The sequence below is a fragment of the Leptospira congkakensis genome, from assembly GCF_004770265.1.
In the GTDB taxonomy this organism is placed as follows: domain Bacteria; phylum Spirochaetota; class Leptospiria; order Leptospirales; family Leptospiraceae; genus Leptospira_A; species Leptospira_A congkakensis.
Genome location: NZ_RQGQ01000016.1, coordinates 509,361 through 534,017, shown reverse-complemented (window position 1 = coordinate 534,017; position 24,657 = coordinate 509,361). Strand labels below are relative to the sequence as shown.

Below are 24,657 nucleotides of genomic sequence, written 5' to 3'. Positions count from 1 at the left end.
ATTTTTCAGCTCTCTTGGGGATCATCCTTAGCCATCATGGTGCGAATCGCCTCCGCCATGAGTTTTGGCTCGTTTTTGATCGCAATTTTATCCACGATGATGTGATCTCCAAATTTTCCTGACTTAGCCATAGCAAGTTTTGCATCCATAGCGGCATCCCCCATAGGTTGGACACCAAAATCATCAGAACCCATCGATTCAGACCGGACCGAATCCATTCCACCAGATTCATGGTCATAGTCATCGGAATGGCTTTCACCCCCAAATCCACCAATGGAAAATCCACTGAGGAACTCTAAAAATTCAGGGACTTTTTTTTGTAAGACAGAGAACACTCCAAAGCCCAAACCACCGAAAGCAAAAGTAGAAATGAGTGAGACAAAGAAGATATAACCAAGTCGGTTCCCAACAAGAAACCCACAGACAGAACTGATAATGGCTCCAAGGACTGCAAATCCCAGTACAAATCCGATCAGCACTTAGTTGTCTTCCTCCATCTTCTCTTCCATTTCCTTCTCTTTGAAGTCTACGAAGCTAAAGAATTTTTTGAAAAAACCAGTAAGACCTTCTTCATCATCATAACCACCTTCGGTTTGTAAGAGGGTGTGAGTGACCCGAGTCAGGCAAGCTGCTGCCTTAGAACGAGGAGCCCCAATGATGAATGGTTTTTGTTCACGAATTGACTTTTCTACTTCTTCATCTTGGAAAATAAATCCTAAGTTTTCTACTTGGACTTCTAAAAATTGACCGGAGATATCGATGACTCGATCGGCAACTTTTTTCCCTTCAATAGCAGAACGCACACGGTTGACGATGATTTTGAGATTTTTGTCTTTGGATTGAGAAACAATGGATTTGATCAGGCCATAAGAATCGGTAATGGAAGTAGGCTCCGGTGTTGTGACCACTACCACTTCATCCGCAGGCATCACAAGACCGATGACATTGGCAGAGATTCCAGCACCGGTATCGATGATCATGACATCATAACGATCAAGTTCTGCAAACCCTTTGATAAGATTGTTTCTTTGTGTTTCGTTTAGGTTAGCAAGCTGAGAGTATCCAGAAGCACCAGCAATGATATCTACGCCTTCTGGAGTGGAGATCACGATATCTTTCAAAGATTTATGGCCTTTCACCACATGGTATAAATTGTATTTCGGAATGATACCAAGAAGAACATTGACGTTGGCAAGTCCCAAGTCACCATCAAAGATTAAAACTTTGAGTCCCGTCTTTGCAATGGAGATTGCAAGGTTTACGGAGACAGTACTCTTTCCAACACCGCCCTTACCAGAAGCTACCGCGATGATTTTAGTTTTTTTGACTGCATCCTGGGGTTGAACAAGTTTTAAACCAGTACCAGTTTCAGTGAGCTTTCTAAGATTTGCAGCTTGGTCCATCGTTACCCCTACGGCCTTAAGGATAACGAACTTGGTTACACGGTCTTTTCGAAGACCTCGCCCGCTATCCCTTTCAATTTTTCAGGAAAAATTACACATTCGGCAAGAAGTTTTTTCGAGGCATTTAGGATATCAAAAGGAACATCCTGCCCCACACTTAAGAATGCGAATTCCCTGTGAATAGTATCGGCCAATTCCACTACAGAACCTAAAAATTCTGCTTCATCTAGCTTAGTTAATAAAATTCTTTTATAACCGACCGACTCATACGCGTTCGCAACCGCGAGGGCATTGTCTTTGGAAACAGTGGAGGAAAGCACTAAGACGGTTTCGATATAATCCTTTTCCCCAAAAACTTGGTAGAATTCCTGAAGTTTTTCCAGGTTTTCTGACTTTCTATGCGAGTATCCTGCCGTATCCACGAGGATGAGTTCGGATCCATCGCGGAGAATGGTTTCCTTCCATTTACGCAAATCTTTGGCGGCATAAAATGGCAAACCCATTGCATCCGCATAAAACTTAAGTTGGTCGATAGCCGCAATGCGGTAATTGTCCGTTGTATAAAGGGAAACTTTTTTACCCATGTGCAAACTGTACTTGGCAGCAAGTTTGGCAATCGATGTAGTTTTTCCAGCCCCAGTAGGTCCTACAAAGAAAATAATTTTCCGTTTTCCCCTTGGAGTTCCACTAAAAAGGTCTGAATCAATTTGAATTCTTTCTTCTAAATAAGTAACAGCTTTGTCAGTAACATTGGCATAACGAGTGAGGTCTACCGCAGACAATCTGCGTTCGAGTGCCACGGCCATCTCTTCTAAAAATCCAGGAGACAATCCTTCGTTTAACAAACGATCTACGATTTTTTGAATATGAGGGTGTCTTTCGGGACTTTGTTGTTTTGTTTGAGGTACAATCTCCATCGGAGAGTCCTTCGCTTCCGAAATGGACAAACCAACGGCCCTTTCTTCCAAAGAGTCGATTTCGTAAACAGGGGGGTTTTGTCTACGACGACGCTCGGAAAAAGGACGCACGGCATCGATATTTTTTTTACGAAGGAGAGGGTTCCCTCCTCCAATAGCAGCCACATGATTAGATCCAATTCCCACAAGGCTCGACTCAGGAAGTGAATCTGTTCTTTGTTTTTGTTTGATGAGTTCTTTGAGATCTTTTAACTTACGTTCAATTCTCTCTTTGGAGTTTTGTTTTTCAGGAACACCTACATCGATTTCATACATTCTTTGGGCCATAAGACCAGTTCCAAAGAGGCCACCTTCCGTGATCACTCGTTGGTCATAGAGATGGGCTTCTGGACCGTATTTCATCTTCATCTGCATGATGCAGTCTTGTAAGTCTTTGCCTCGGATTTTCACAAAATCCATAGAATATCCCCCGAACCTGGGAAAAATATGAAGAGTACCCTCAATTTGGAAAGTCTTTTTTATGTGACATAATAATTTCAAGGACTATGGGCGGGAATAGAGGAAGAAGTTAGAGGATCGAAAGGGTGATGGGAAATTGGGAGGGTGATGGCAAGGGGCTTACTTTGGTAAGTGGGTTACGAAGGTGAGAGAATTACTTTTGCGCGTTGGTTTCGAAAGCGACGGGGTTTCGAAGGTAAACCCGTTCCTTTTGTAAGTTAGTGTAGAAGACTAGGAAGTCAGCTTGGAAAGCAACTTTCCTGGGAAAGGCGGTATCTTTGGTAGGTGGGGGCAAAAGGTAAGTGACTTACTTTTTACAATCAGTGGAATTCGAGATTGAGTTTCCAAGGTAAGTTAGTTCCCCAAAATAGGAAATAGTTTTACTGTATGTTGAATTCCCCTTCCGACCAATCGCAAAATACAATCGAATTCAAAGAGGGAGTCCCTGTTTCGAAGTTATTTGATGATGTGTATTTTTCGAAACAAGGTGGATGGGAAGAGTCTCTATATGTTTTTTTTAACGGAAATGATGTTGGAACAAAAATCAGCGAGAGTAACCAATCTGTTTATCGGATTGGGGAACTCGGGTTTGGTTCTGGTCTCAATTTATTCGTTACCTTAGAAAGTTGGAATTCACTCCAAAACCCAAACTCAATGGAGTTTATTAGCCTAGAAGGTTACCCATTAAATACTGACATACTCTTAACACTAAACAAAAGTTATCCGAATCAAACATTGTGGTTTGAAGAACTTCTCACTTCTTATGAAATAGCAAAATTTACCTGGGGAAAAGATGAAACAAAAAACCTCTGGACTTATACTTGGGTTCATCAAACAAACAAAAGTCAATTTACTGTAAATGTTTATTTCGGAGACATCCAAATTTGCCTTCCCCGTTTTCCCATGATCAATTCCTGGTATTTGGATGGGTTTTCACCAGGAAAAAATCCAGAGATGTGGTCACCTGAAGTTCTGCGTTTAATAAGAAACAAGTCCATCGCGGGAACTAGTTTGGCAACTTTTTCATCTGCAGGTTTTTTACGAAGAAATCTCACCGAACTAGGGTTTGTTATCGAAAAGAAAAAAGGATTTGGAAGGAAACGGGAAATGATTTCCGGATTGTTAAAATAATATTAGATGAATGATCGAAAAAAAACCGCCGTTGTTGTGGGCGCAGGAATTGCTGGTGTTAGCATTTGTTTTGCTCTAAAAAAAAGAAATATCCAAACCATTTTAATTGATTCCGACTTTGGGCCTGCCCAACATGCAAGTGGAAATCCTATTGGTGTTGTGTATCCATTTCTCACCAAACACAAAACAGCTGAATCTGAATTTTCCTTATCATCTTTTATATATTTTTTATCCATTTGGGAAAACTATCACCTAGAACAAAAAGTTCCCCATGTGGACGGAATCTATTACCTCATGGATACAGAAGGAACATACGATCGTTATTCGCATTCTATTATTTCGCATCAAATTCCAAATAATATAGCAAGAGAAAGTGTAGAACCAACTTCTGGAACCAAAGCCCTCTTCTTTCCACAAGGAAAATCTCTATCACCTGTAGACCTTACGAAACAAATTTTGACCATTACAAATCCAGATACTAAGTACAATTGTAAGTTGTTAAAATGGGAAGAGTCGAATGAAAACTCAAAAATTCTCTGTCAAACAACTGATGAAAAAATTGAATGTGATTACCTTTTTTTAAGCCAAGGATACCAATTTTCAGAGGACCCACATTTGGATTGGCTGCCACTAAAGAAAGTTAGGGGCCAAATCTTAAAAATTCCAGAACAAAACCCGACAAATACTTACGGGATTTTATATGGTGATTATCTCACTCCAGCAATTCAAGGAATCCAAGTTTTAGGTGCAACGTTTGATGAATTCAAACTCGAAAGTGAACCAAGGTCAGAAGAATCCGAAATGATGTGGAAGGACTTATACCAAAAACTACCGAACCTCACTTCGCAGTGGAATCCTCAAAATCCAAGTTTATTCCCAACTAGAGTCAGTTACAGAACCCAATCACAAGACCGTAGTCCAGTCATCGGAAGGTTACCCAATATTTCGAAAATGGATGTTTCCATTAAATACCAAAATCTACTGAAAAAAGGGGGGAAAAAAATAGAAATTCCTTACTTTGAAAATGTTGGAATCCTCAATGGACTTGGTTCGAGAGGACTCACCCACTCTTTATACGCGGCAGAGATTTTGGTTTCATCCATGGTCAACGAACCGAATATTGTGTCTGAAAAAATTTTTAAGTCTCTAAAGCCGGATCGATTTTTGATTCGTATGTGGAAACGAGACCAACTAACATAGACTTGAGTTCTTTCTCCTCATTAACAGAAACCTGAATCAAAAGTATTAGCACTATAATATTTTTCTTCTGAAGTTCTTTTAAAAAACCAATGTTGGTTCGCATTTTGATCCAATCTTTTTCAGTGGTCACAAAAATTTCATCATTCAAAATTTCATTCGCCAAAGAAAACAATACATCTTCGTTAAATTCAAAATGATCTGGGAAAAATTTAGTTCGAATGGATTCCGATAACAAGGTGGATTTTGCTGTTTCATAAACGTGTTTTGGATTTCCAACACCAGTCACCAAAAAGTATTTAGAATTCAATTTCGGTAAAAAAGGTTTTAATGTTAAACCTTGTTGAAACTGAACTTCCGAAACTGAAGATTCAAATTGAGAAGAAAAAATCGGAATCGATGGATCTAATTTCTTTAAATCAGAATGATATTTTTCCAAACCATTTTTGTTTTTAGAAGTTATCTTAGTAAAAAGAATCGCATTTGTCCTTTTTATATGACTGACAGGTTCTCTTAAAAAACCCAAAGGGATAGTAAACCCATTACCAAAAGGCGAATTGGCATCCAACAAAACAAAATCAAAATCTCTATGTAATGCTTTATGTTGAAAACCATCATCAAGAATCACAATATGTTTCTGCGACTGGATTTGATTATACAAAAGAAATGCATTTTTCCTATTTCTCCCGATGATCACCTGTATATCGGGAAACATTTCTTTATGTTGGCTAGGTTCATCACCAAATAACTTGGGAGTAAGTCCGTTTGTAAGAATTGCCCCTTCATTACTTTTTTCCGCCTTATATCCACGAGACAAAATTGTAATCGCATAACTTGGATAAACTTCTTTAAAAAATTTAACTAAGTATTGAACGAAGGGAGTTTTACCAGTTCCTCCTAAAGTGATGTTTCCTACACTAATGACTAAAACTTTTGGTAAACGGAAAGAGGGAGTCCCCCTTTGTTGCCACCAAAATAAAAAACGGTAGAGCAAACTAAAAGGGTAAAACAAATATAAGAATATCTTCATTTAAGTTTCCTGTGGGAAACAAAAGACTAACTGTGGCGTTTTTCCAATTCTTTTGCTATGGTAGATAAACTAATTCCTTTTTCCACCATGAGAACTTCCAAGTGAAAAACCAAATCAGCAATTTCGTGAATTAATTCTTTTTCGTTGGGATTTTTTGCAGCGATGATCACTTCCCCTGCTTCCTCGCCAATTTTTTTAAGGATGCGGTCAACACCATCGCGGAAAAGTTCAGCGGTATAAGACTTCTCAGGCAATTCTTCCTTACGTTTGCGGAGTAGTTCTTCCAATTTCAGTAAAAATTCCATATTTTGACCTTCTACCGACCATGGAAACTAGCCATTCCATTTCGAAAAAGCGAAAATTGACTATTCAAACGAATGGAAAAACTTTAGGATTCAGGAGATGGTTCGTAAGATTCTTTCCCTTTTCCTACTTCTACTCACAAGTTCCTTATTTTCCGAATCCCCATGGGGAGGATCCATCCAAAAGGGATTCGAAACAGCAAAACAGGACAAAAAATTTATCATTGTGGATGTATTTGCTGATTGGTGCACCTATTGTTTGGTTTTAGAAAAAGAAATTTTTCCAGACCCAGATGTTAGCAAAGTATTAGATAACTTCGTAAAAGTTCGGTTAGATGGAGAAGAATTCCCTAACCTACGAAAAAAATACAATATTGAAGGATACCCTACCATCTTATTTCTTGATGGGGACGGGAACTATGTGACAAAAATTGCAGGACTCGCCACCAAAGAAGATATTTTAAATATATCTAGAAGAATCCTACAAGAACCAAATATTGAGTCTTATCTCAAAACAGAACTTAGACGGAACGTAAATAGTCCCGACATTCATTTTCGATTGGGTTTATTGTATTTTCAAACCAAAGATTTTGAGAAAGCAGAAGTGCAGTTCACGGAAGCTGTCCAAAAATCCAAAACCTTACCTATCCTCAAAGAAAATGCACATTTCAACTTAAACTTAGTGAGATCTGTCCATGGTCCAAAAGAATCTGCAGTAAAATCTTGGAAAGAATTTCTAGAAACATATCCAACTTCTGGCCGCAAAACTACCGCTAAACTATATTATGGATTAACTTTAAAGGATGCAGGTGAGTCAAAACTCGCAAAAGCAGTCTTATTGGAAATTAAACCGCAATTGACGACTGACTCGGATAAATCTATGTGTAATGAAGCTTTGTCTGAAATAGAAAGAGGATTTTAGTCCGGCCAAAAATTCATTCAGTCGGACCATAAAATTTATCTGTTCCCGATAGAATAATAGGTAAACCCTAACTCGTTCATAAGAGTTGGTTTGTATTGATTTCTTCCATCAAAAATTAAAGGGTTTTTTAGAAGGCTCTTGATTTTATTAAAATCAGGTTCTCTAAACTCTCTCCATTCTGTCAGAAGCAACATTGCATCTGCACCTTGAAGAGTGGAATACGCATCTTTCTTGTATTCTACCTTTCCATCAAAATAATACTTTGAAGTTTCCATGGAAGCAGGATCAAATACTTGTAACTTTGCTCCGTTTTTATGTAATTCATAAATCAAAGGAATTGACGGTGCTTCTCGCATATCATCTGTTCCTGGTTTAAAAGACAATCCCCAGATTCCAAATGTTTTCCCTTTCATATCTGTTGATTTGAAATGTTCAAAAATTTTATCGGTCAAACGAGTTTTTTGTTTTTCGTTTACATCTTCCACTGATTGAATGATGTGCATAGGAGCATTTACTTCTTCTGCAGTGCGAAGAAGAGCTCTTACATCTTTTGGAAAACAAGATCCACCATATCCAATTCCTGCATATAAAAACTGACGACCGATTCTTGAATCAGTCCCCATTCCTTTTCTTACATCATCATAATTAGCGCCGACCGCATCACAAAGATTTGCAATTTCATTTACAAAGGAAATCTTTGTAGCGAGGAATGCGTTACATGCATATTTTGTAAGTTCCGCAGAACGGATGCTCATGGTAATGATTGGGTTTCCGTTTAAAACAAATGGAGAATACAATTCACTCATTTTTTTAGCGGCAAGTTCAGACTCGGCACCAATCACAACTCGTTCTGGTCGCATAAAGTCTTCGATGGCAGCGCCTTCTTTTAAAAATTCTGGATTGGAAACAACATCGAACGGATGTTTTGTGTTTTTTGCAACGATCGCTTTCACTTGGTCAGCAGTTCCAACTGGAACCGTTGATTTATCCACGATGATTTTATATCCATTCATGGTTTTACCAACTTCTTCCGCCACAGCAAAAACAAATCTTAAATCGGCAGATCCATTGTCCGACGTAGGAGTTCCCACCGCGATAAAAACAAATTCGGAAGATTCGACACCATCTTTCAATGAAGTAGAAAACTTAAGTCTTCCTTCTTTATAATTTCTTTCTACAAGTTCGGAAAGCCCCGGTTCGTAGATGGGTATGATCCCTTGTTTGAGATCGCTTATTTTTTTTTCATCTTTATCGATACAAATTACATCATTGCCGTATTCAGCAAAACAAGTCCCAGCAACTAGGCCTACATATCCGGTTCCGACCACACAAACTTTCATAGGATTTCCAGAATTTAGAATTTTCCGTTGAAGGAAACTGTTTTTCTAGTTCGATTTGGGAAGGGTCTGGATGACAAATTCTGTTGGTAAATGACAAACACCTACAAATTTTCCAACTTTCCCTCGTTCTACCTCAAAATCCAAAACGGATTCTCCCCAAAAATAACTACCTTCAATATGAGACTCGCCTTTATGGATAGAAACACCCAAACTGTATTTCCCTTCTCCAAACTGGATGGGGAATTGGAATTCAACGACCAAACGTTCCTGAGCATTTAAGTTGATATTTGGTTTCCCTAGATGATGGGAATTGGTCCCAAAAATACGAATCCCCTTTTCACTATCAATATGAAAACCAATTGTTCCCTCAGTGACCGGTTTGGTTGTTTGAAATTCGATTCGGAGTGTTGCCTGTTCCCCTAGAAAATGATGACGTGTATCTATCCCTTTTGGGTTCTTAAGGGAGACATGTATATTTTGGATAGATTCTGATTTATGAATAGAAGAAGGTTCGGCTGCACCAGCTAACACGTGCATGTATTCTTCAATGGCTTCTTTGGGATTTCCATCAAATAACATAGTTCCTTTGTTTAAAAGAACCACTCTTGTACAGAAGTATGAGATAAGGCCAAGGTCATGACTCACAACCAAAATACAGGATCCAAGGTTGGAAAATTCTTTGATTCTTTTGAGACATTTTTGTTGGAAACTTGCATCCCCAACAGCCAAGGCTTCGTCCACAATCAAGATATCAGGTCGTTTTGCAGTCGCAAGGCTAAAACCAAGTCGCATTGCCATTCCCGAACTATAATTTTTTAAGGGTGCCTTTCGAAATTCACTCAATTCAGCAAATTCAAAAATGGAATCTATTAGTTCTCTAATTTCAGATGGTTTATATCCCCAAACAAGTCCGTTGTAATAGACATTTTCTTCCCCAGAAAGTTCTGGATTAAATCCAACACTGAGTTCGAGAAGGGCTCTCACCGATCCATTAACAGTTAAACTCCCTTTGTCTTTTCTAATCACACCTGTGATGAGTTTGAGAAGTGTAGATTTACCAGCACCATTTCTACCAATGATCCCTAAAATTTCGCCGGAACCAACTCGCAAATTTAACGATCGTAAAGCGGTAAATTTAGAATCAATTCCGAAGTATCCAAAACTAAGGCCCGTTAAGATTCTTTTCCATGGTTTCGAAAATCCATGATAATCTTTAGAAAGATTTTCTAAAACAACAGAAGTCATTTAGATTAAAGGTGATCCAAAATCACCGATTGAAATTTACGTTTGGCAAGTAAATACACTAGAAAAAATGAAAACAAAAATGGTAGAATTTGAATCCAATCAAACTGAGGAACAAAACCTGTAATCACGGAACTACGAAAAACATCCAAAGGTATGGTAAATGGATTCAATCCATTCCACTCTTTTAAATACCCTTTAGGATAATACAAAACAGGGATTCCCCAAAAAACCACCTGGCTCACCAAACGAATCAAAGGTGATATATCTTTTAACAAAATATTCAAACGGGAAAGATAATGAAGGAGTAACATCAAATACAATCCGGACAAAACAAGAACCAAATACCCAAGAGCAACCCCAGAAAGATTTAGTTTTCCAGAATAGGCCAAATATAAAAACACAGGAATGGACGTGATGAGGCTATGAATTAAAAATTGCACATAAGGAATCCATAAAAATAAATCGATTCCGAGACTGGAACGTTTTAACAAAGTTCGATTGTCAGTGAGGATCCCGGTACCACGAACGAGTAGTTCTTGGATGGGAATCCAATAGAGTAATCCCGTTAAAAGATAAGCAGTGAAGTCTTCTTGAGTGGAGGGAGTTTTTAAATTGAGCACCAGAAAAACCAGCGCGTACATACTAATGAGTACTAAGTTCTGCAAAAACATCCAGGATATGCCCAAAAAGGATCCTGCATATTGCAGAGCATAGTCACGCCGAACAAGAGCCCAAAGTATGGATACTTTCTCCATACTTTGATTGTCGGCCATTGGCTCCCTGTTCTAGAACGGGAAGCCGGTATTTTGGTCTACATCCTCTTCAGGTTCTTTTGGCCAAGATCAGAGAGACCAGGGGATACCCACTCTCCTTTTTGAACCACTTCCCCTTGGAAGGCTTCCATCAAATACTCTTCAAAGGTCTTCCCAGTTAGGTTCTGGGAAAATCCCTTTTTCGGACCTTGGCCAGCGAGACCTGAGTCCTTGTGGCGGTTGTAAGCGGGTTGTTGGATGGATCGAACGATCATAGGTTTTTCCTCCCCGTCATCATGTTAGACGACATAAAACTAAAAAATAATACCAATAATATACTAAACGCTTGTTTACACTACTTAACATTTGAGAAGTTAAGTCAATATTTTTTTCACGTTTTTATCGGTTTCTATATATAAATTTAGCATTCACCTGGGACAAAACCCGCACCCAAGCGTAATTTTTTTTATTGGGAGGATTAGAATATGTCCCTTTTCCAAAAAAAGCAACTGGATTGAGGGCAAAAAAACAAAATTTCAGACCTCCATCCTGGTGGATTGGCAGAAAATTGGGGTTATTTTGTGGATTTGTTTCGTACAGAGTTTGTATGCTGTAGAAAAAAAGCCTGACCAAGTTTCCATTTCAGAACTTTTAGCGGCAGGGTTTCCTCCCCATTTGGCCGCCGCTTGGAAGGAAAAAGCCAAACAACCACCCGAAAATTTTTTAAAGTGGAAAAAGTCCCTCCAAGGAAAGGATGCAGCTCTTGTTTCTAAGGTTTGGAAACAAAAACAGATTACTTTATATACCAACAAACAAACGTTTATTGGAAAGGATACTTTCAAATCACAATCTCCTACTAAAACAAATCAAAAATTTGCTAATGAATCCCAAACAAAGAATATAAAAAAGGATCTACCACTCTCAAATACAACAGATCTACTTTATGAACTATTTTTTGGAATGAGTTACCAAAACCTAGATGTCCGGTATTTGCCAAGAGAAGAAAAAAATCATTCCTCACTTTTCCTTGGTGGCCGAGCCAAAGGTCAAATTTGGATCTTAGAAAAACGAGATGAGAATTTTTCTTACGGAACAAATCTTACTTTCCAACAATTTCGATTCACCTCAGGGAACCGTTACAAACCCATTCCCCATTTTTATTTTGCAAAAGATCCAAACTTTTACTCCCAACTGGAACGAACAGGATCTCCCCTCCCCCAGCCCATTTTGTTTTCCAATTTTCTAGGTTATCGATTGTTATATGATAGTAAGGAATATGAATTCGGAATTTATCATGCCGCCACATTTTCATCCCATCCTGGACTTTATTTTGTATCACCAAACAAATCCTATTCGGGAGTCTGGTCAAGCGGTGATAACAAATCTAGTTTGTATATCAATGAATCTTGGAATTCTAAAGATTGGGGATCACACAGAATCCAATCCGAATCCATATTCAACAAAAAAGAATCCGTAGGATTTGTGTATTTAAAGTCAGAATCTCCTGAATCTAAGTTTTTCCTAGATGCCACTGTGTATAGAGATTCACCCTTACTCTATGGAATGGTATCACCCGAAGAAGTGAGACCACAAATCCCACAGAGCCTAGGTTATTCAAGGATGAGTTTTCAACACTTGGTTGGATCTGAATTCTTAAGTTCGACAGAAGGCCATAGGTATGAAAATGGAAGGTCAGGATTTTTTCCTTTTTTTGTAAGTGAGTGGGGAAACCTAATTTATCGGTATAGAGAATACAATGAATCAGGGAACTTCCAATGGAATGAGATTGGACGAGCAGCATTTTATGAATGGAGAAAAGAAAAAGCAGTAGTGGCTTTTGGATTTGAATCCAGAGAAAACGGAGGGCAATGGGAAGGGAAATTGGCAATCCCCATTGGAACCGGAAATTTATTAGAGTTAAGTGGAATTTTTAGAGAAGGCCAACCCAAAACAAGAGCTTGGTTTGAAAACTGGACCTATGCTACAGATTTTAATATCAACTTAACTGACAGACAAGAAATCATCAAACTCAAATGGGTGAGTCCTTTTATTTCATTAAACGTGAGTTATTCGGAAAAAGAAAATGATCCAAATCCTATCTTATTTATCAATTTTCAATTATTACAAAAATTTGATTTTTAATAGAGAAGATCATCCGTGCGGACTTCGATGTATTCGATTAACTTAAAAATAGGAATGGATTGTCTATCGACAAATTCCTTAGGTTCAGCAGGTAACTTTTTCGGGGTAGGTAAAGACGAACGTTTCCCTCTTTCATCTACGGAATAAAAATAATAACCAATCCATTCGCCTTTCACTCGGTAAGGATTGCCAGGAAACAAATCCTTCACAAAGAATTCCGCATCCAAATCGAATTTATTCCGTCTGTAGCGGTAGTGAATTTCATCACCGTTCAAATCATAAAAAACAACAAAATCCCCTTGTTTACCCTTAAAAAACAATTTCCATTCTAAGGGAAAAGTTCCCGATTTTTGGAACTCAGATTTTCCATCTAAAATTCTTTTTTCCGAACGAGATATAGGTCCCGTATAACGCCCATCTTCTTCCGAATGGAGTGAGATCCCAAACACAATCGAGAGAAAGATATAGAAAGAAAAAAAAACTTTTCCTTTCATTTCGGTTCTTCTTCTGGTTTTTCTTCCGTCGATTTTTCTTCTTCGGGAGCGGTCTCTTTTCCGTTGATTTGGTCGATGGCTTTTTTAGCAGCCTTTTGTACTTTCGGGCTTGGATCTCGGTCTCGTTTGTATTCTAATAATTCTAATGCTTTGGGATCTTTCAAACTTCCCATAAATTCAATGGCGCGCAGCCGCACCATACTATCATCATCACGAGCAAATTCATTTAGTTCTTGGAATACTTCTTTATCACCCATGGTGACAAGAGCTCCAATGGCATAAATTTTTAAAGATTGGGCTTTTTTTGCATCCAACTTACCAGCAGTTTTTTTTAAGGAATCCAATAATTCATATAACTTAGGTTTAGCGGTATCTGATTTTAATTTCCCAAGTGTATTCATAGAATAACATCTAAGTGTTGTGGGTTGGATTTCATCAAACGCAACTTCCATTAACGCCGACTCTGCTTCAGCATAAAGCACAGCTCCGAAGTACAACGCAATTTGCCCACGCATATCTGCATTGTTAAACTTTTCGCGAAATTTTGTTTCAAGAAAGGAGGCAGCCACTTTACCATCTGGCAATTCACCAAGAGTACTGATATAAAGACTGAGTGAATTGGAATTTTTGGTGAAGTCTTCTTTTTTTACTTTTTCGAGTAAGGGATTTGTTGCTTCTGCTAGTTTCATTTTTTTTGCAGAAGTGACTGCTTGTTTGGTTACATCTTCATTGGAATCTTCAAAAAGAGAAATGATGGTATCTTTATTTTCTTTTAAATCCAAATCACCAACGGTTTTTAAGAGGACTATTTTCATCCCCATATCTTTTTCCGTTTTTAATTGTTCTCCCACTAATGTATAAAGTTCACCTGCAGTTTCTTTTGGGAAACGAGTTAGTTCATATAACGCTTGTTTTCTTTCTTGGCTCGTTCCATAACGAACCATTTTAGAAAGGACTTCTTTTTTTTTGGAGATTTGTTCGGGACTGAGTTCTTTCTCCTTCCCAAAAATTGGAGAAAGAGAAAGAAAAATGAGCCCTAAGATCAGGAATTGTTTTTTACTGTTGTCCAGATTCCAATTCGAGAATGCGGCGGTTGAGAGCTTGGATGAGGTGTTGGTTTTCCAAATTCTGCCGGAACTTATCGAGTAGGTCTTTGATGTCTTTGGAGAGTTCTTCAATGTTCCAAGGTTTTTCGACATACCGACTGAGTCCCCCGTTATTAATGGCATAGATTGCGGAATCAAGTCCCGCCTGGCCAGTGAGAAGGATTTTGATCGCATCTGGAGCACGGTGGTGCACCTGTTCCAAAAATCGATCTCCCTTCATTCCAGGCATCACTTGGTCAGAAACAATCAACTCTACGATGTCATTGCTACTGATGATTTCGTCGATGAGGGAAAGTGCCTCTTCCGCACTACTGGCAGTCTCTACAATATGGGATTCACCAAATCGAGCCAGAAGTTGCTCCGCAAGCGTCTCCAATACCGATATTTCATCATCGACACATATAATATAACCTTTACTCATTTGGAACCCTTTCCTTGGAACAATATAACCTTAGTTCTTTTATGTCGATTCAGTTTTGTGGCAATTTGTAGATAGTTTTGGGTGGAACTGTGTCAAGAAGGGGAACCTTCCAGATATCTTTCGCATATTCCCGAATCGTCCGGTCTGAGGAAAATTTGCCAGACCGAGCCACATTCAAAATGGATTTTTTGGTCCAAGTGGTTTCGTTCAAATAATCTCGCGCTACCAGTTCCTGAGTCTCGTCATAGGCATTAAAATCGGCCATCAGTAGATAATTGTCTGTGTAATAGAGGCTATCATAGATGGGGCCAAAGATTCCAGGTTCTCCCATGGAAAATAAATTCTCGCGGATCATGAGGAGCACTCTATGGAGTTCGTCGTTTTTGCGAATGTAATCTGCGGGTTGGTAGCCGGCTTCTTTCAAACGGAATACTTCTTCTGTATGAAGGCCAAAGATATAAATATTTTCCGGCCCCACCTCTTCCAAAATTTCCACATTGGCTCCGTCCAAAGTTCCAATAGTGAGAGCACCGTTTAACATAAACTTCATGTTACTAGTACCTGATGCTTCTGTACCTGCAGTCGAAATTTGTTCCGATAGATTACTTCCGGGGATGATTCTCTCGGCCAAACTCACACGGTAGTTTGGTAAAAAAACCACCTTCAATCTGTCAGCAACGTCCGGATCACGATTGATGACCCAAGCTACGTTATTGATGAGTTTGATGATGAGTTTGGCCATATAATAACCAGGGGCCGCTTTCCCACCAAAAATCACTGTTCGAGGTGTCACTTCGCGAGAAGGATTTTCTTTGATCCTTCGATACAAAGCAATCACACGGAGGATATTCAAAAGTTGGCGTTTGTATTCATGGAATCGTTTGATTTGTACATCAATGAGAGATTTCGGATCAATAGAAATTCCTGTTTCACTTTTAATGAGTTTGGTCAAATCATCTTTGGCCGTTTGTTTTACTATCTGCCAATCCTTTTGAAAGTCCGCATCATCCACAAAAGATTCCAATTTTTTTAATTGGTAAAGGTCTGTTGTAAACTCGTTTCCAATTCGTTTGGAAATTAGATTTGCCAAACTTGGATTTGATTGGAGTAACCAACGGCGCGGAGTGATTCCATTAGTTTTGTTATTAAATTTTTCAGGAAATACTTTGGTGAAGGCTTGGAATATTGTTTTTTTAATGAGTTCCGAATGTAACTCAGCAACTCCATTCACGCGGTAGGAACCAATCACAGCCAAATTCGCCATTCGAATTCGTTTTTCGTTTCCTTCTTCTATGATACTCACTTGCCTAATTTCTTCTTCTGACAATACACCTTTGTTACGAACCTCAGTTAAAAACCGGTGATTGATTTCATAAATGATTTCTAAATGTCTTGGTAAAAGTTTTTCAAAAAGTTCTACCCTCCAGGTTTCCAAAGCTTCTGGCAAAACAGTATGATTGGTATAAGAAAAAACCTTTGTGACAATCTCCCAAGCAGAGTCCCAATCCATCTCTTCAATATCCAGAAAAACTCGCATAAGTTCTGCAATCCCGATGCTGGGATGAGTATCGTTCAATTGGATGGCAACAAAATTGGGTAATTCTTTTAAATTGGAAGTGGATTCACGGTATTGAATTAGTATATCTTGGAGTGAGGCGCAAACCATAAAGTATTGTTGTTTTAGCCTTAGCACCTTTCCTTGTTCGGTGGTGTCATTGGGATACAAAACTTTCGAAATATTTTCAGATATAGATTTATCTTGTACGGCTTTCATATAATCACCGTGATTAAAATAATCTAAATTGAATTCTTCTGAAGATTTGGCAGCCCATAACCTTAGATGGTTCACCGTACTCGTGTTAAATCCTGGAATGGGGTAATCATGAGCAGAAGCAAGAACTGTTTCATCGGGAACCCAGTCATGTTGGATTTTTCCTTTACCTGAAACACGAGTTTCTGTATGACCAAAAAACCCAACAGAAAAGGAGATATCGGAACGCACCACTTCGTAAGGAATTCCATCAGCGTCCCAATGATCGGGCATTTCCAATTGGCTTCCATTCGCAATGATTTGGTTGAAAATTCCATAATCATAACGAATTCCGTATCCAAACCCAGGAACATTGAGTGTAGCCATAGAATCTAAAAAACAAGCGGCGAGTCGTCCAAGGCCGCCGTTTCCAAGTCCCGCGTCCGTTTCAAATTCTAAAACATCTGTTAACTCAAAACCAATCCCTCGAAGCATTACTTGAATGGTTTCGTATAACCCAAGATTGATGAGGGCATTCATAAGAGTGCGGCCCATCAGAAATTCTAAAGAAAAATAAAACACTCGTTTGGGATTTTCATTCCGATAACGTTCATGTGTGACATTCAAACGATCGATTAAAAAATCTCTAATTGTATGTCCGAGAGCTTTGTAAATATCTTCGTTTTTTAAATTGAATCTGTTTTTACCAATGGTATATTCCAGATGATGGGCAAATTGTTTTTCCATCGAAGCCAAGTCGGCTTTTTGTTCTTCAGATAAAAGGGTAATTAAACGAGGATTGTTGACAACCATGGTAAAAAATACTAACCATGGGTTTCAGAGATTCAAGTAAAAAGAGAAAATTTAATCTCGGGCAGAGACCTTTCGTTCTAATGTGAGAACTGCATCCTTTCCAATTTTGTGTTTCGCAAACCAACCTTGATTGACTTCCAAAGCATACATTGCTGGTTTTCTGGAGTTGTATACTTCCTCTGTTTGGTTAGGTTTCATATCGAATGATTCTAAAAGTCGCATATCTTCTGAAAAATAACCAATCGATAGAGGAATGAGAGTATTCTTCATCCAAAAACTTAAATAATCGGGGCGCCTAAAAACAAATAACATCCCTTCGTCCGCTCCTAGTTTGGTGCGATACATCAGTCCCGTAGCCCTTGTCGAAGGAGTGTTGGCAATTTCTAATTTTAAAGCACGATCGGCAACACTACCGAAAAGAATTTCGGGAGTGTTTGTTTGCGACGGAAAGGATTCTGCTTGTCTGCAAAAAGAAACCGCTAAAAGAACAAATAGAATTCCAATCCGTGTTTTCATATTTTAACCTTTAAAGTTTGGTTTTCTTTTTTCTAGGAAAGCAGAAAGACCTTCTTTTGTTTCTTCATCGGCAAACCTACCACCGAAAAGTTGTTTTTCCCATTCCAAACCACCATTCATGTTGGTTTCTAATCCTTGGCGAATGGCAGTTTTTGCCGCCTTGATTGCGTTAGGTCCACGAGATAAAATAGTTGTGATTGTTTTTTCTGATTCGTTTAAAAGTTCTGCAGGGTCTATGACTTTGTTGATGATTCCGAGCCTATATCCTTCGTCTGCAGAAATCATATCACCAGATAAAATTAGTTCCGTTGCCCGACCCACTCCGATCAGTCTAGGAAGTCTTTGTGATCCACCAAATCCTGGAAGTAAACCGAGAGTCACTTCTGGTAATCCTAACTTCGCGGAAGAAACCGCATAACGAATGTCACATGCCATTGCAAGTTCCATCCCACCACCCAAACAGAATCCATTAATCGCAGCAATGGAGATAAGATTTGAAAGTTCTAACTTTCTAAATACCGTTTGACCAAGTTCTGAAAAAGCCTGTCCTTCGCGAACATTGAACTCTTTCATTTTAGCAATATCAGCTCCCGCAACAAAAGCCTTCCCTTCTCCCGTAAGAATGAATCCGCGAACGGACAAATTGGATTCCAATTCGTCAACCATGGCGCCGATTTCTGTGATCACGACATCGTTCAGTGCATTTAAGGCCTCTGGCCTTTTGATGGTAACTACGGCAAAATTGGATTTAATGTGGATATCTAAAAAAGACAAATGAATTCTCCTTATTCTTCTACTTCCAATATCAGAAACATGGTGTCATCAGAAAAACTATCCAGTCCATATTTGGATTTTAATTCAAACAAAAGATTGATTTCGAGTTCTTTGATGTTGGCACTCTCTCTATGGCGGTTGAGTAATGCGAGTAATCCCTCTGTTCCAAGGCAATTCCCTTCGGGATCTGTGGATTCAATCAGTCCGTCCGTATAAATGAAAAAACGATCTCCAGGAGAGATGGGCAAAGTTTTTTCTGTGATTGGTGGGATTTTGATATTAAATCCGAGGATTGCACCTTGGGTTTCTAACTCTTGGTATTCTTCGCCTTTATTTGCTAAAATGAGATAAGGGTGGCCTGCATTCCCCAAGGTTAATTTTTTTTCAATAAAATCAAAGAAGAGGTAAATTGCCGAAGCATGGTATTTGTTTAAATCGTGAGCCAAACGATCATCCAAATAATCCATAAGTTTGGAAGGTGCGGTTTTGAAACGATACGGAATGGTAGAAACAAGTACCTTCATGATGGAGGCAACCATCGCAGAAGAAATTCCATGCCCCGCAACATCTGTTAAAAATACCCCCACGTTTCCTTCCCTGAGTTGTACGAAATCAAAGAAGTCTCCGCCAATCACATTTGGACTTTTGCGATAGTAAGTAAAAGCCAAGTTTGGAATTTTAATATTTCCGGGGAAGAGTGCATCTTGTACTTTTTTTGCAAGTTCCAACTCGTGTAACATAAATCTTTTTTCTTCCGAAAGATTGTACATATCTGTTGTATCTTTTCTTTTGTTTAAAACAAAAACAGTTCCAAGGGCTGCACTTCCCCAATAAACCAAAATTAAAAAGTATTTACTAAAAAAAGAAAACTGATCTGCAACATTGGAAGGTAAGTTAAAAATATAAATAATATGTAAGATAGAAAAATAAGAAGCGCTTATGATACAAGCCTTAGGATCAAGCCTTGTGCTGTATAAAAGTATGGGGAAAATAAAAGACATGAGATAGGAGTTTAATAGATAAAAACTCCCAAGAGATGGAAACGAATGGATTCCCATCATAAAAACAACATAAACTAATCCATCACCAACAAATCCACTGAAGTAAATGACTCTCTGGATGGGAATGTTCTTTGTATAAAACTGTAAAAGTAAAATGAGTCTTGCAATCGACACACCGAGTAAAAAAGGTAAAACCTCCATACGTATGTCTGAGAATGGGGGGGCAATGAGTAAGGAATAAACAATGACATGTGTGATAAAAATATAAAACGTATATTCTTTATCATAACGGGCTTCTACTAATTTTAAAATTTCCCATTCTGATTTAGTAGGTTTACGAAAGATTTCTTTAAAGTATAAATAAAACGAACGTGTCAATCAGGGTTCTCCCCATACCAAAGTTTGGATCTCCGATCCATTCAAGGTGATGGTGAAACTTTTTCCAGTATCCAAATACTTGTCCATTTGATTCGCAAGTTCGAAGGCTTTTTTCTCATCTTCCATTCGGAAGAAAAAAGGGTGGGACAAAGCCTTATAATTGTAAGGGAATCGTTCAGAAACAATCAATGTGACACGAAAGTGGTCAGGCCTTGATTCCAAAACAATATGAGACACTTCTTTTCTAGTTAATATCCGAACATCTGGTCTCAAATTCCAAGGATTGATTTCGGCGAAAATCATCCCTGGTAAAAAAAAGCATAGACCGAGAAATCCTTTCATATAGAAATACAATCGGCAAATGAGATCGAATCCTTACATCATATCCTTACTTCTTCTCCTTTTTTGGACATGTTCCCCTCAGCCCTTCTCTTTACCTCCCAACCCTTATGCAGATTGGGCCAAAAACAATATTGGTTTACAAAGTAAAAATCTCCCATCCTTACAAGGAACATGGACAGATAGAGTTTATCCTTTGGATCCAAAACGATTGGAGACACTAATAGCAATCAATGCCATAGATGGAATCGATGATATACCAAAACCAACCAAAGATTTGTCCTCTTGGAAATTAGAACTCGCAGAAATTCAAAAATCATTTCCTATTGAGGTGAATGGTCTTTTTGATTCACTAGTATATGGAATTTATTTTGTGACCAATTTGGGTTCTACTGGTCTCACTGGAATTGTAAGGGATGAAGATGGCAAAGCTATAGGAGGAATTATTTTTTTAGATTCCGATTTATTAGGAGATGGTGGAAACGATTGGGCTTCTAAAAAAGAATCGACTGCATTTCTTCCTTCTAATGAATATTCGATTCAAATTCATTTGGACGATAGTAACTCCAAAGAATCTGCCATTCGATTCATCATCTTACACGAATTAGGCCATATTTTATCAATTACGGAAGGCCACGCTCCCGATTTTTCAGAAAAACAAAGAGATTTTCGAAACTTTCCTCTCTTTAATGGGATTTGGTGGTCCGAAACATATTCTCCTTACGAAGTTACTTTTTTTCCAGAAAGGAACAAAATCAAATTCTATCAAAAAACACCTACACTTTCCTTATTTCCAGAAGGTAAATCGATTTATAAAAAACTTACCAACACTGGGTTTGTATCTCTCTATGCGGCTACCAATGCAGATGATACCTATGCAGAAGCATTTGCGGAATATATACATGTTGTAATATTAAAAAAAGATTATAAGGTCATCCTTTCCGTAAAAGGCAGTTCGGAAACATTACTACAAAATCCGATCACTAAGGAAGGAGGAAGAAGGTTCCGTGAAACATTCCAAACCATTCTTAAAAATCCAAAACCTTAGTTTCTTATTTTTCATTTTACTATTTTCTTTACCGATTCAATCAGAACCCAAACCGGAAGAAACAAAATCACTCATAGTAGAAACCAATACAGAAATTGTATCTGACTTCCTTTGGCGAGGTAACTCATTTGTTGGAGAAGCACAAAGTCGTAGGAATGGTGCAGCCTATCAAAGTTTTACGTATGCACCTGCTCTCCAACCTTCAATCAATGTATGGTCGCCAGAAAAAAAATTCCAATGGTCGCTCTTTGGGAATTTCCAACTCACCAATAGAGAGGATCGTGATTCTGACAGACGTATCCTACAATCAAGGCCTGGTGGTGTTGGCCCATCATACCTAGGAGAAGAAACCAAATTTTACGACCCTTATGACCAAGACCCTTGTGTTCGTTCCATACACGATCGCATTTCTACAGGCAACGAAGGCTCCGATCCTTGTTTGGGTTACAGTCCCAACCAAGGTTACGGACCCAAAAAAGAACCGAATGGAAACAAAAGATCCGATGGATTATTTTTTTCTATGAGTTATCATTTTGATCCCAGTTTATGGGGTGATTTTGCTGTTGGGATCTGGTTTTATAATACCTTTCAAAAAACTCCAAACTCATTACTTTCGCCGGGAACTCAAAAAGAAAACCCAACAGCTTCAGGAGGACCGAATAACACATTTAATGCGAACAATCCAAATGCAATCAGTCGACTCGTTTGGCATGAATACTTTGTCCATTGGCAATTGCCTTTTTTTAAAAAAATCAAACCAACCATTTCGTACTACACACAATACTCTACAGAAAATGGCGGACTCCTTGCTGGTAAAAATTATCTTTCTTTCAGTGGTTCTTATACTTTCCGAGAAGAAAAATTCTTTCGAATTATGCCTCATTTCAATCTAGGATATGCTATGGGCAATAATGCCGTGGACAATCGGTACGGAATCCAAGACATCACAACCTCTACTTCCTTTTTCTTTGGTGATTTTTTTATAAAATTCTCGCATATCTTTCGTCCTGACTTATACTTATGGGATACTAATAATTATTATGGGTATGCAGGAGGAGATCCAAACAAAGCACATTGGAACCGTAGTTCTGAAGATGGAAAAGTAACCAATCCTTCTCGTATTTATGGTGCGTACAATACCTCAATTTTAAATTCGATTGAACAAATCAACACTGGGAATTCCCTAAGGGATGCTTATGTCAAAACTTGGCTTAGAGAAGCATATACCTTACAAAACATACCCGCTCATTTATTCTATGTTAGTTTAGGCTATTCAAAAACATTTTAAACTCAATCTAAACTAATCGGATTTTTATACTTTAATATTAGGAATGGCTTGACTAAAAGAAAACACGAAGTATATTTCCGTCCACCTCTAGGGAAAAACTATGAAATGGATTCATGATTTAAAAATTAGGTTCAAATTACTTTTGGCGTTTATGGTAACAATCCTCTTAATGATCGTTGTTGCCAGTGCGAGTTTTTACTCAGCTCGCCAGATTTTATCATCGCTTCACACCGTATTTGAAGACCGCGTGGTACCAATCAGCCAGATCAAAGAAGTTTCCGATGCTTATTTGATTGGAATTGTTGATTCAGCAAACAAAGTTCGAGCAAAAAAAATTACTGTCGAAGAAGCTCTCGAATCCATTCGTGAATCGGAAACAAAAGCAGATGAAATTTGGAAAGTATATTTAGGAACCTACTTAGTTCCCGAAGAAAAAGCGATCATCGATCAAATGGAAAAAGAATTTCCTCCACTCAAAACTGGTGTCAAACAACTCAAAATGTTACTCGAAACAAGAAACGATGTTGAGTTAGAAAAATTTGTAACTGTAGACATGTATCCAATCTTTGAACCTCTCACCCATCACTTAGATGATTTGATTCGAGTCCAATTAAAGGTTGCAAAACAAGAATATCATAAGTCAGAAGCACAGTTCGAAAGTTCTTTAGCTGTTGTTTCTTCTGTTGTCATTGTTGCGTTTATCCTTGTGTTCATGATTGCGATTTTCTTTTCCGATTCCATTGCGGCACCGATGAAAAAAATTGTAGAAGTTGCCCAAACTATTTCGATAGGTGATTTGGACGTAGACTTAGATACAAAACATAAAAGAGCTGCTAATGGTAAAACACTACCTGGTAACGAAATCCAACAACTTTCACAAGCATTTATGGAGCTGGTATCTTTTATCAAAGAACGTGCCGAACATTTAGAACGAATTGCTAATTCTGATTTAAGTGCAGATGTTACACTCAAATCAGAAAGGGATCAACTGGGACTAAGCCTTCGAAGAATGTTAATCAATTTGTCTGACGTAGTTGAAAAATTATTTTTCACTTCGCAAGAGGTGGATTTAGGTGCACAACAATTAGCAGATGCCAGCACTTCTCTTTCAGAAGCCGCAAGCGAACAGGCAAGCGCCGTAGAGGAAATTTCAGCCACACTTACAGAAATCAGTAATAGCTTTTTAGCAAATGCTGAAAATGCAGAAAGAATGACTGAATTTTCAGAGTCCACCGCAAAACAAGCAATAGAAGGTAATTCTAAAATGAAAGATCTAGTTTCTGCCATGGGAGAAATTAGTAGTTCCTTTGACCAAATTTCAAAAATCAACAAAGTCATAAATGACATTGCTTTCCAAACCAATATCCTAGCTCTCAATGCAGCCGTGGAAGCAGCAAGAGCAGGTCAACATGGAAAGGGATTTGCTGTTGTTGCTGAAGAAGTAAGAAATTTAGCCCAAAAAAGTGCCAATGCAGCCGACGAAACCACTCTTCTCATTGAATCATCCATGAAAAAAGTAAAATTAGGAAACGAAGCAACAGAAAAAACGGCGGAAGTTCTTGGACAAATTTCAGAAAGTGCAGACAATGTAAGTGCTCTCACAAAAGACCTAGCTCTTTCTATCCATGAACAAAAGTCAGCAGTATTACAAATCACACAAGGGATTGACCAAGTAACCACCGTTACTTCCACAACAGCAGCATCAGCAGAAGAAGTTGCTGCATCAAGTGAAACCTTAAAACGCCAAGTGGAAATCATGCGATCCGTCATCATGGGATTTAAACTCAAAGAGGAAGGTACAAAATCCACAGCCCTCGCAAGAGTCGAAAAACCAAGAATCGTATTGTAAG

24 protein-coding genes are annotated in these 24,657 nt (G+C 38.4%); 7 read left to right on the top strand and 17 right to left on the bottom strand.

Features of this window, described 5'->3' with window-relative positions:
• Positions 1–5 precede the first annotated feature (5 nt).
• Genes EHQ70_RS12835 through flhF form a run of 3 tightly spaced genes read right to left on the bottom strand, consistent with a single transcriptional unit; the run spans position 6 to position 2,779 of the window.
• Entirely contained in the window at positions 6–479 is a 474-nt protein-coding gene (locus EHQ70_RS12835; protein WP_135586979.1) for a hypothetical protein, read from the bottom strand.
• Positions 480–1,403, bottom strand: coding sequence for a MinD/ParA family protein (locus EHQ70_RS12830; protein WP_135586978.1), 924 nt, complete (start codon positions 1,401–1,403; stop codon positions 480–482).
• A 35-nt stretch (positions 1,404–1,438) separates the two neighbouring features.
• On the bottom strand, positions 1,439–2,779 hold the full coding sequence (gene flhF / locus EHQ70_RS12825) for a flagellar biosynthesis GTPase FlhF (protein WP_135586977.1): 1,341 nt from the start codon (positions 2,777–2,779) through the stop codon (positions 1,439–1,441).
• 426 nt (positions 2,780–3,205) lie between these two features.
• Here flhF and mnmC2 point away from each other — a divergent pair, with 426 nt between their 5' ends.
• Positions 3,206–3,949, top strand: coding sequence for a tRNA (5-methylaminomethyl-2-thiouridine)(34)-methyltransferase MnmC2 (gene mnmC2 / locus EHQ70_RS12820; RefSeq protein ID WP_135586976.1), 744 nt, complete (start codon positions 3,206–3,208; stop codon positions 3,947–3,949).
• Between the two features lie 6 nt (positions 3,950–3,955).
• Positions 3,956–5,149, top strand: a complete 1,194-nt coding sequence (gene mnmC1 / locus EHQ70_RS12815) for an FAD-dependent 5-carboxymethylaminomethyl-2-thiouridine(34) oxidoreductase MnmC1 (RefSeq protein ID WP_135586975.1) — start codon at positions 3,956–3,958, stop codon at positions 5,147–5,149.
• On the opposite strand, the gene lpxK is transcribed toward mnmC1, so the two are convergent.
• Positions 5,088–6,176 (bottom strand): tetraacyldisaccharide 4'-kinase, encoded by a 1,089-nt coding sequence (lpxK, locus tag EHQ70_RS12810; RefSeq protein ID WP_135586974.1) that lies wholly within the window; start codon positions 6,174–6,176, stop codon positions 5,088–5,090. The two genes, mnmC1 and lpxK, sit on opposite strands and share 62 nt — an antisense overlap.
• Positions 6,177–6,202: 26 nt before the next feature.
• Entirely contained in the window at positions 6,203–6,481 is a 279-nt protein-coding gene (hisE, locus tag EHQ70_RS12805; RefSeq protein ID WP_002989187.1) for a phosphoribosyl-ATP diphosphatase, read from the bottom strand.
• 97 nt (positions 6,482–6,578) lie between these two features.
• Between hisE and EHQ70_RS12800 the strand changes: the two genes are divergently transcribed.
• The gene (locus tag EHQ70_RS12800; RefSeq protein WP_135586973.1) at positions 6,579–7,400 is read left to right on the top strand and encodes a thioredoxin fold domain-containing protein; all 822 of its coding nucleotides are present in this window, start codon (positions 6,579–6,581) and stop codon (positions 7,398–7,400) included.
• A gap of 35 nt (positions 7,401–7,435) precedes the next feature.
• Here the strand turns inward: EHQ70_RS12800 and EHQ70_RS12795 are convergent, their stop codons facing one another.
• From EHQ70_RS12795 to EHQ70_RS12780, 4 genes are read right to left on the bottom strand one after another with little or no spacing between them, the layout of a single operon-like run.
• Positions 7,436–8,740: a UDP-glucose dehydrogenase family protein gene (locus EHQ70_RS12795; protein ID WP_135586972.1), complete on the bottom strand. Its 1,305-nt coding sequence runs from the start codon at positions 8,738–8,740 to the stop codon at positions 7,436–7,438.
• Positions 8,741–8,785: 45 nt separating this feature from the next.
• Positions 8,786–9,985, bottom strand: coding sequence for an ABC transporter ATP-binding protein (locus EHQ70_RS12790; protein ID WP_135586971.1), 1,200 nt, complete (start codon positions 9,983–9,985; stop codon positions 8,786–8,788).
• 5 nt (positions 9,986–9,990) lie between these two features.
• Positions 9,991–10,740, bottom strand: a complete 750-nt coding sequence (locus tag EHQ70_RS12785; protein WP_135587224.1) for an ABC transporter permease — start codon at positions 10,738–10,740, stop codon at positions 9,991–9,993.
• Positions 10,741–10,796: 56 nt separating this feature from the next.
• Positions 10,797–11,012, bottom strand: a complete 216-nt coding sequence (locus tag EHQ70_RS12780) for an LIC12298 family protein (RefSeq protein ID WP_135586970.1) — start codon at positions 11,010–11,012, stop codon at positions 10,797–10,799.
• Positions 11,013–11,316: 304 nt separating this feature from the next.
• On the opposite strand from EHQ70_RS12780, the gene EHQ70_RS12775 reads away from it, so the two are divergent.
• Positions 11,317–12,879 (top strand): hypothetical protein, encoded by a 1,563-nt coding sequence (locus tag EHQ70_RS12775; protein WP_135586969.1) that lies wholly within the window; start codon positions 11,317–11,319, stop codon positions 12,877–12,879.
• Here EHQ70_RS12775 and EHQ70_RS12770 read toward each other — a convergent pair.
• The 8 genes from EHQ70_RS12770 to EHQ70_RS12735 all read right to left on the bottom strand — a co-directional run bounded on the left by EHQ70_RS12770 (position 12,876) and on the right by EHQ70_RS12735 (position 20,474).
• Complete coding sequence (locus EHQ70_RS12770) at positions 12,876–13,373, bottom strand: LIC_11959 family protein (protein WP_135586968.1); 498 nt, start codon at positions 13,371–13,373, stop codon at positions 12,876–12,878. The genes EHQ70_RS12775 and EHQ70_RS12770 overlap by 4 nt on opposite strands.
• Complete coding sequence (locus EHQ70_RS12765; protein WP_244288332.1) at positions 13,370–14,317, bottom strand: HEAT repeat domain-containing protein; 948 nt, start codon at positions 14,315–14,317, stop codon at positions 13,370–13,372. Before EHQ70_RS12765 ends, EHQ70_RS12770 begins: the two co-directional genes overlap by 4 nt.
• A gap of 112 nt (positions 14,318–14,429) precedes the next feature.
• The gene (locus EHQ70_RS12760; RefSeq protein ID WP_135586967.1) at positions 14,430–14,900 is read right to left on the bottom strand and encodes a response regulator; all 471 of its coding nucleotides are present in this window, start codon (positions 14,898–14,900) and stop codon (positions 14,430–14,432) included.
• Between the two features lie 49 nt (positions 14,901–14,949).
• Complete coding sequence (locus EHQ70_RS12755) at positions 14,950–17,463, bottom strand: glycogen/starch/alpha-glucan phosphorylase (protein ID WP_135586966.1); 2,514 nt, start codon at positions 17,461–17,463, stop codon at positions 14,950–14,952.
• A gap of 51 nt (positions 17,464–17,514) precedes the next feature.
• Complete coding sequence (locus tag EHQ70_RS12750; protein ID WP_135586965.1) at positions 17,515–17,979, bottom strand: DUF192 domain-containing protein; 465 nt, start codon at positions 17,977–17,979, stop codon at positions 17,515–17,517.
• A 3-nt stretch (positions 17,980–17,982) separates the two neighbouring features.
• Entirely contained in the window at positions 17,983–18,759 is a 777-nt protein-coding gene (locus EHQ70_RS12745; RefSeq protein WP_425270040.1) for an enoyl-CoA hydratase-related protein, read from the bottom strand.
• Between the two features lie 5 nt (positions 18,760–18,764).
• Entirely contained in the window at positions 18,765–20,132 is a 1,368-nt protein-coding gene (locus EHQ70_RS12740; protein ID WP_135586963.1) for a PP2C family protein-serine/threonine phosphatase, read from the bottom strand.
• Positions 20,133–20,474: a hypothetical protein gene (locus EHQ70_RS12735; protein ID WP_135586962.1), complete on the bottom strand. Its 342-nt coding sequence runs from the start codon at positions 20,472–20,474 to the stop codon at positions 20,133–20,135.
• Between the two features lie 19 nt (positions 20,475–20,493).
• Here EHQ70_RS12735 and EHQ70_RS12730 point away from each other — a divergent pair, with 19 nt between their 5' ends.
• The 3 genes from EHQ70_RS12730 (at position 20,494) to EHQ70_RS12720 (ending at position 24,656) form a co-directional block, all read left to right on the top strand.
• Positions 20,494–21,519 (top strand): hypothetical protein, encoded by a 1,026-nt coding sequence (locus EHQ70_RS12730; protein ID WP_135586959.1) that lies wholly within the window; start codon positions 20,494–20,496, stop codon positions 21,517–21,519.
• A complete protein-coding gene (locus tag EHQ70_RS12725; RefSeq protein ID WP_135586957.1) occupies positions 21,479–22,807 on the top strand; it encodes a hypothetical protein in 1,329 nt (442 codons plus the stop codon). The genes EHQ70_RS12730 and EHQ70_RS12725 overlap by 41 nt, the downstream gene beginning before the upstream one ends.
• 100 nt (positions 22,808–22,907) lie before the next feature.
• Entirely contained in the window at positions 22,908–24,656 is a 1,749-nt protein-coding gene (locus tag EHQ70_RS12720) for a HAMP domain-containing methyl-accepting chemotaxis protein (RefSeq protein ID WP_135586955.1), read from the top strand.
• The last annotated feature ends 1 nt before the right edge of the window (position 24,657 follow it).

Bases quoted from the DNA above. Each gene is read 5' to 3' on its own strand.
- EHQ70_RS12830 (WP_135586978.1), bottom strand. From the start codon at position 1,403: ATGGACCAAGCTGCAAATCTTAGAAAGCTCACTGAAACTGGTACTGGT.
- flhF (WP_135586977.1), bottom strand. From the start codon at position 2,779: ATGGATTTTGTGAAAATCCGAGGCAAAGACTTACAAGACTGCATCATG.
- mnmC2 (WP_135586976.1), top strand. From the start codon at position 3,206: ATGTTGAATTCCCCTTCCGACCAATCGCAAAATACAATCGAATTCAAA.
- mnmC1 (WP_135586975.1), top strand. From the start codon at position 3,956: ATGAATGATCGAAAAAAAACCGCCGTTGTTGTGGGCGCAGGAATTGCT.
- lpxK (WP_135586974.1), bottom strand. From the start codon at position 6,176: ATGAAGATATTCTTATATTTGTTTTACCCTTTTAGTTTGCTCTACCGT.
- hisE (WP_002989187.1), bottom strand. From the start codon at position 6,481: ATGGAATTTTTACTGAAATTGGAAGAACTACTCCGCAAACGTAAGGAA.
- EHQ70_RS12800 (WP_135586973.1), top strand. From the start codon at position 6,579: ATGGTTCGTAAGATTCTTTCCCTTTTCCTACTTCTACTCACAAGTTCC.
- EHQ70_RS12795 (WP_135586972.1), bottom strand. From the start codon at position 8,740: ATGAAAGTTTGTGTGGTCGGAACCGGATATGTAGGCCTAGTTGCTGGG.
- EHQ70_RS12790 (WP_135586971.1), bottom strand. From the start codon at position 9,985: ATGACTTCTGTTGTTTTAGAAAATCTTTCTAAAGATTATCATGGATTT.
- EHQ70_RS12785 (WP_135587224.1), bottom strand. From the start codon at position 10,740: ATGGAGAAAGTATCCATACTTTGGGCTCTTGTTCGGCGTGACTATGCT.
- EHQ70_RS12780 (WP_135586970.1), bottom strand. From the start codon at position 11,012: ATGATCGTTCGATCCATCCAACAACCCGCTTACAACCGCCACAAGGAC.
- EHQ70_RS12770 (WP_135586968.1), bottom strand. From the start codon at position 13,373: ATGAAAGGAAAAGTTTTTTTTTCTTTCTATATCTTTCTCTCGATTGTG.
- EHQ70_RS12765 (WP_244288332.1), bottom strand. From the start codon at position 14,317: ATGGTTCGTTATGGAACGAGCCAAGAAAGAAAACAAGCGTTATATGAA.
- EHQ70_RS12760 (WP_135586967.1), bottom strand. From the start codon at position 14,900: ATGAGTAAAGGTTATATTATATGTGTCGATGATGAAATATCGGTATTG.
- EHQ70_RS12755 (WP_135586966.1), bottom strand. From the start codon at position 17,463: ATGGTTGTCAACAATCCTCGTTTAATTACCCTTTTATCTGAAGAACAA.
- EHQ70_RS12750 (WP_135586965.1), bottom strand. From the start codon at position 17,979: ATGAAAACACGGATTGGAATTCTATTTGTTCTTTTAGCGGTTTCTTTT.
- EHQ70_RS12735 (WP_135586962.1), bottom strand. From the start codon at position 20,474: ATGAAAGGATTTCTCGGTCTATGCTTTTTTTTACCAGGGATGATTTTC.
- EHQ70_RS12730 (WP_135586959.1), top strand. From the start codon at position 20,494: ATGAGATCGAATCCTTACATCATATCCTTACTTCTTCTCCTTTTTTGG.
- EHQ70_RS12720 (WP_135586955.1), top strand. From the start codon at position 22,908: ATGAAATGGATTCATGATTTAAAAATTAGGTTCAAATTACTTTTGGCG.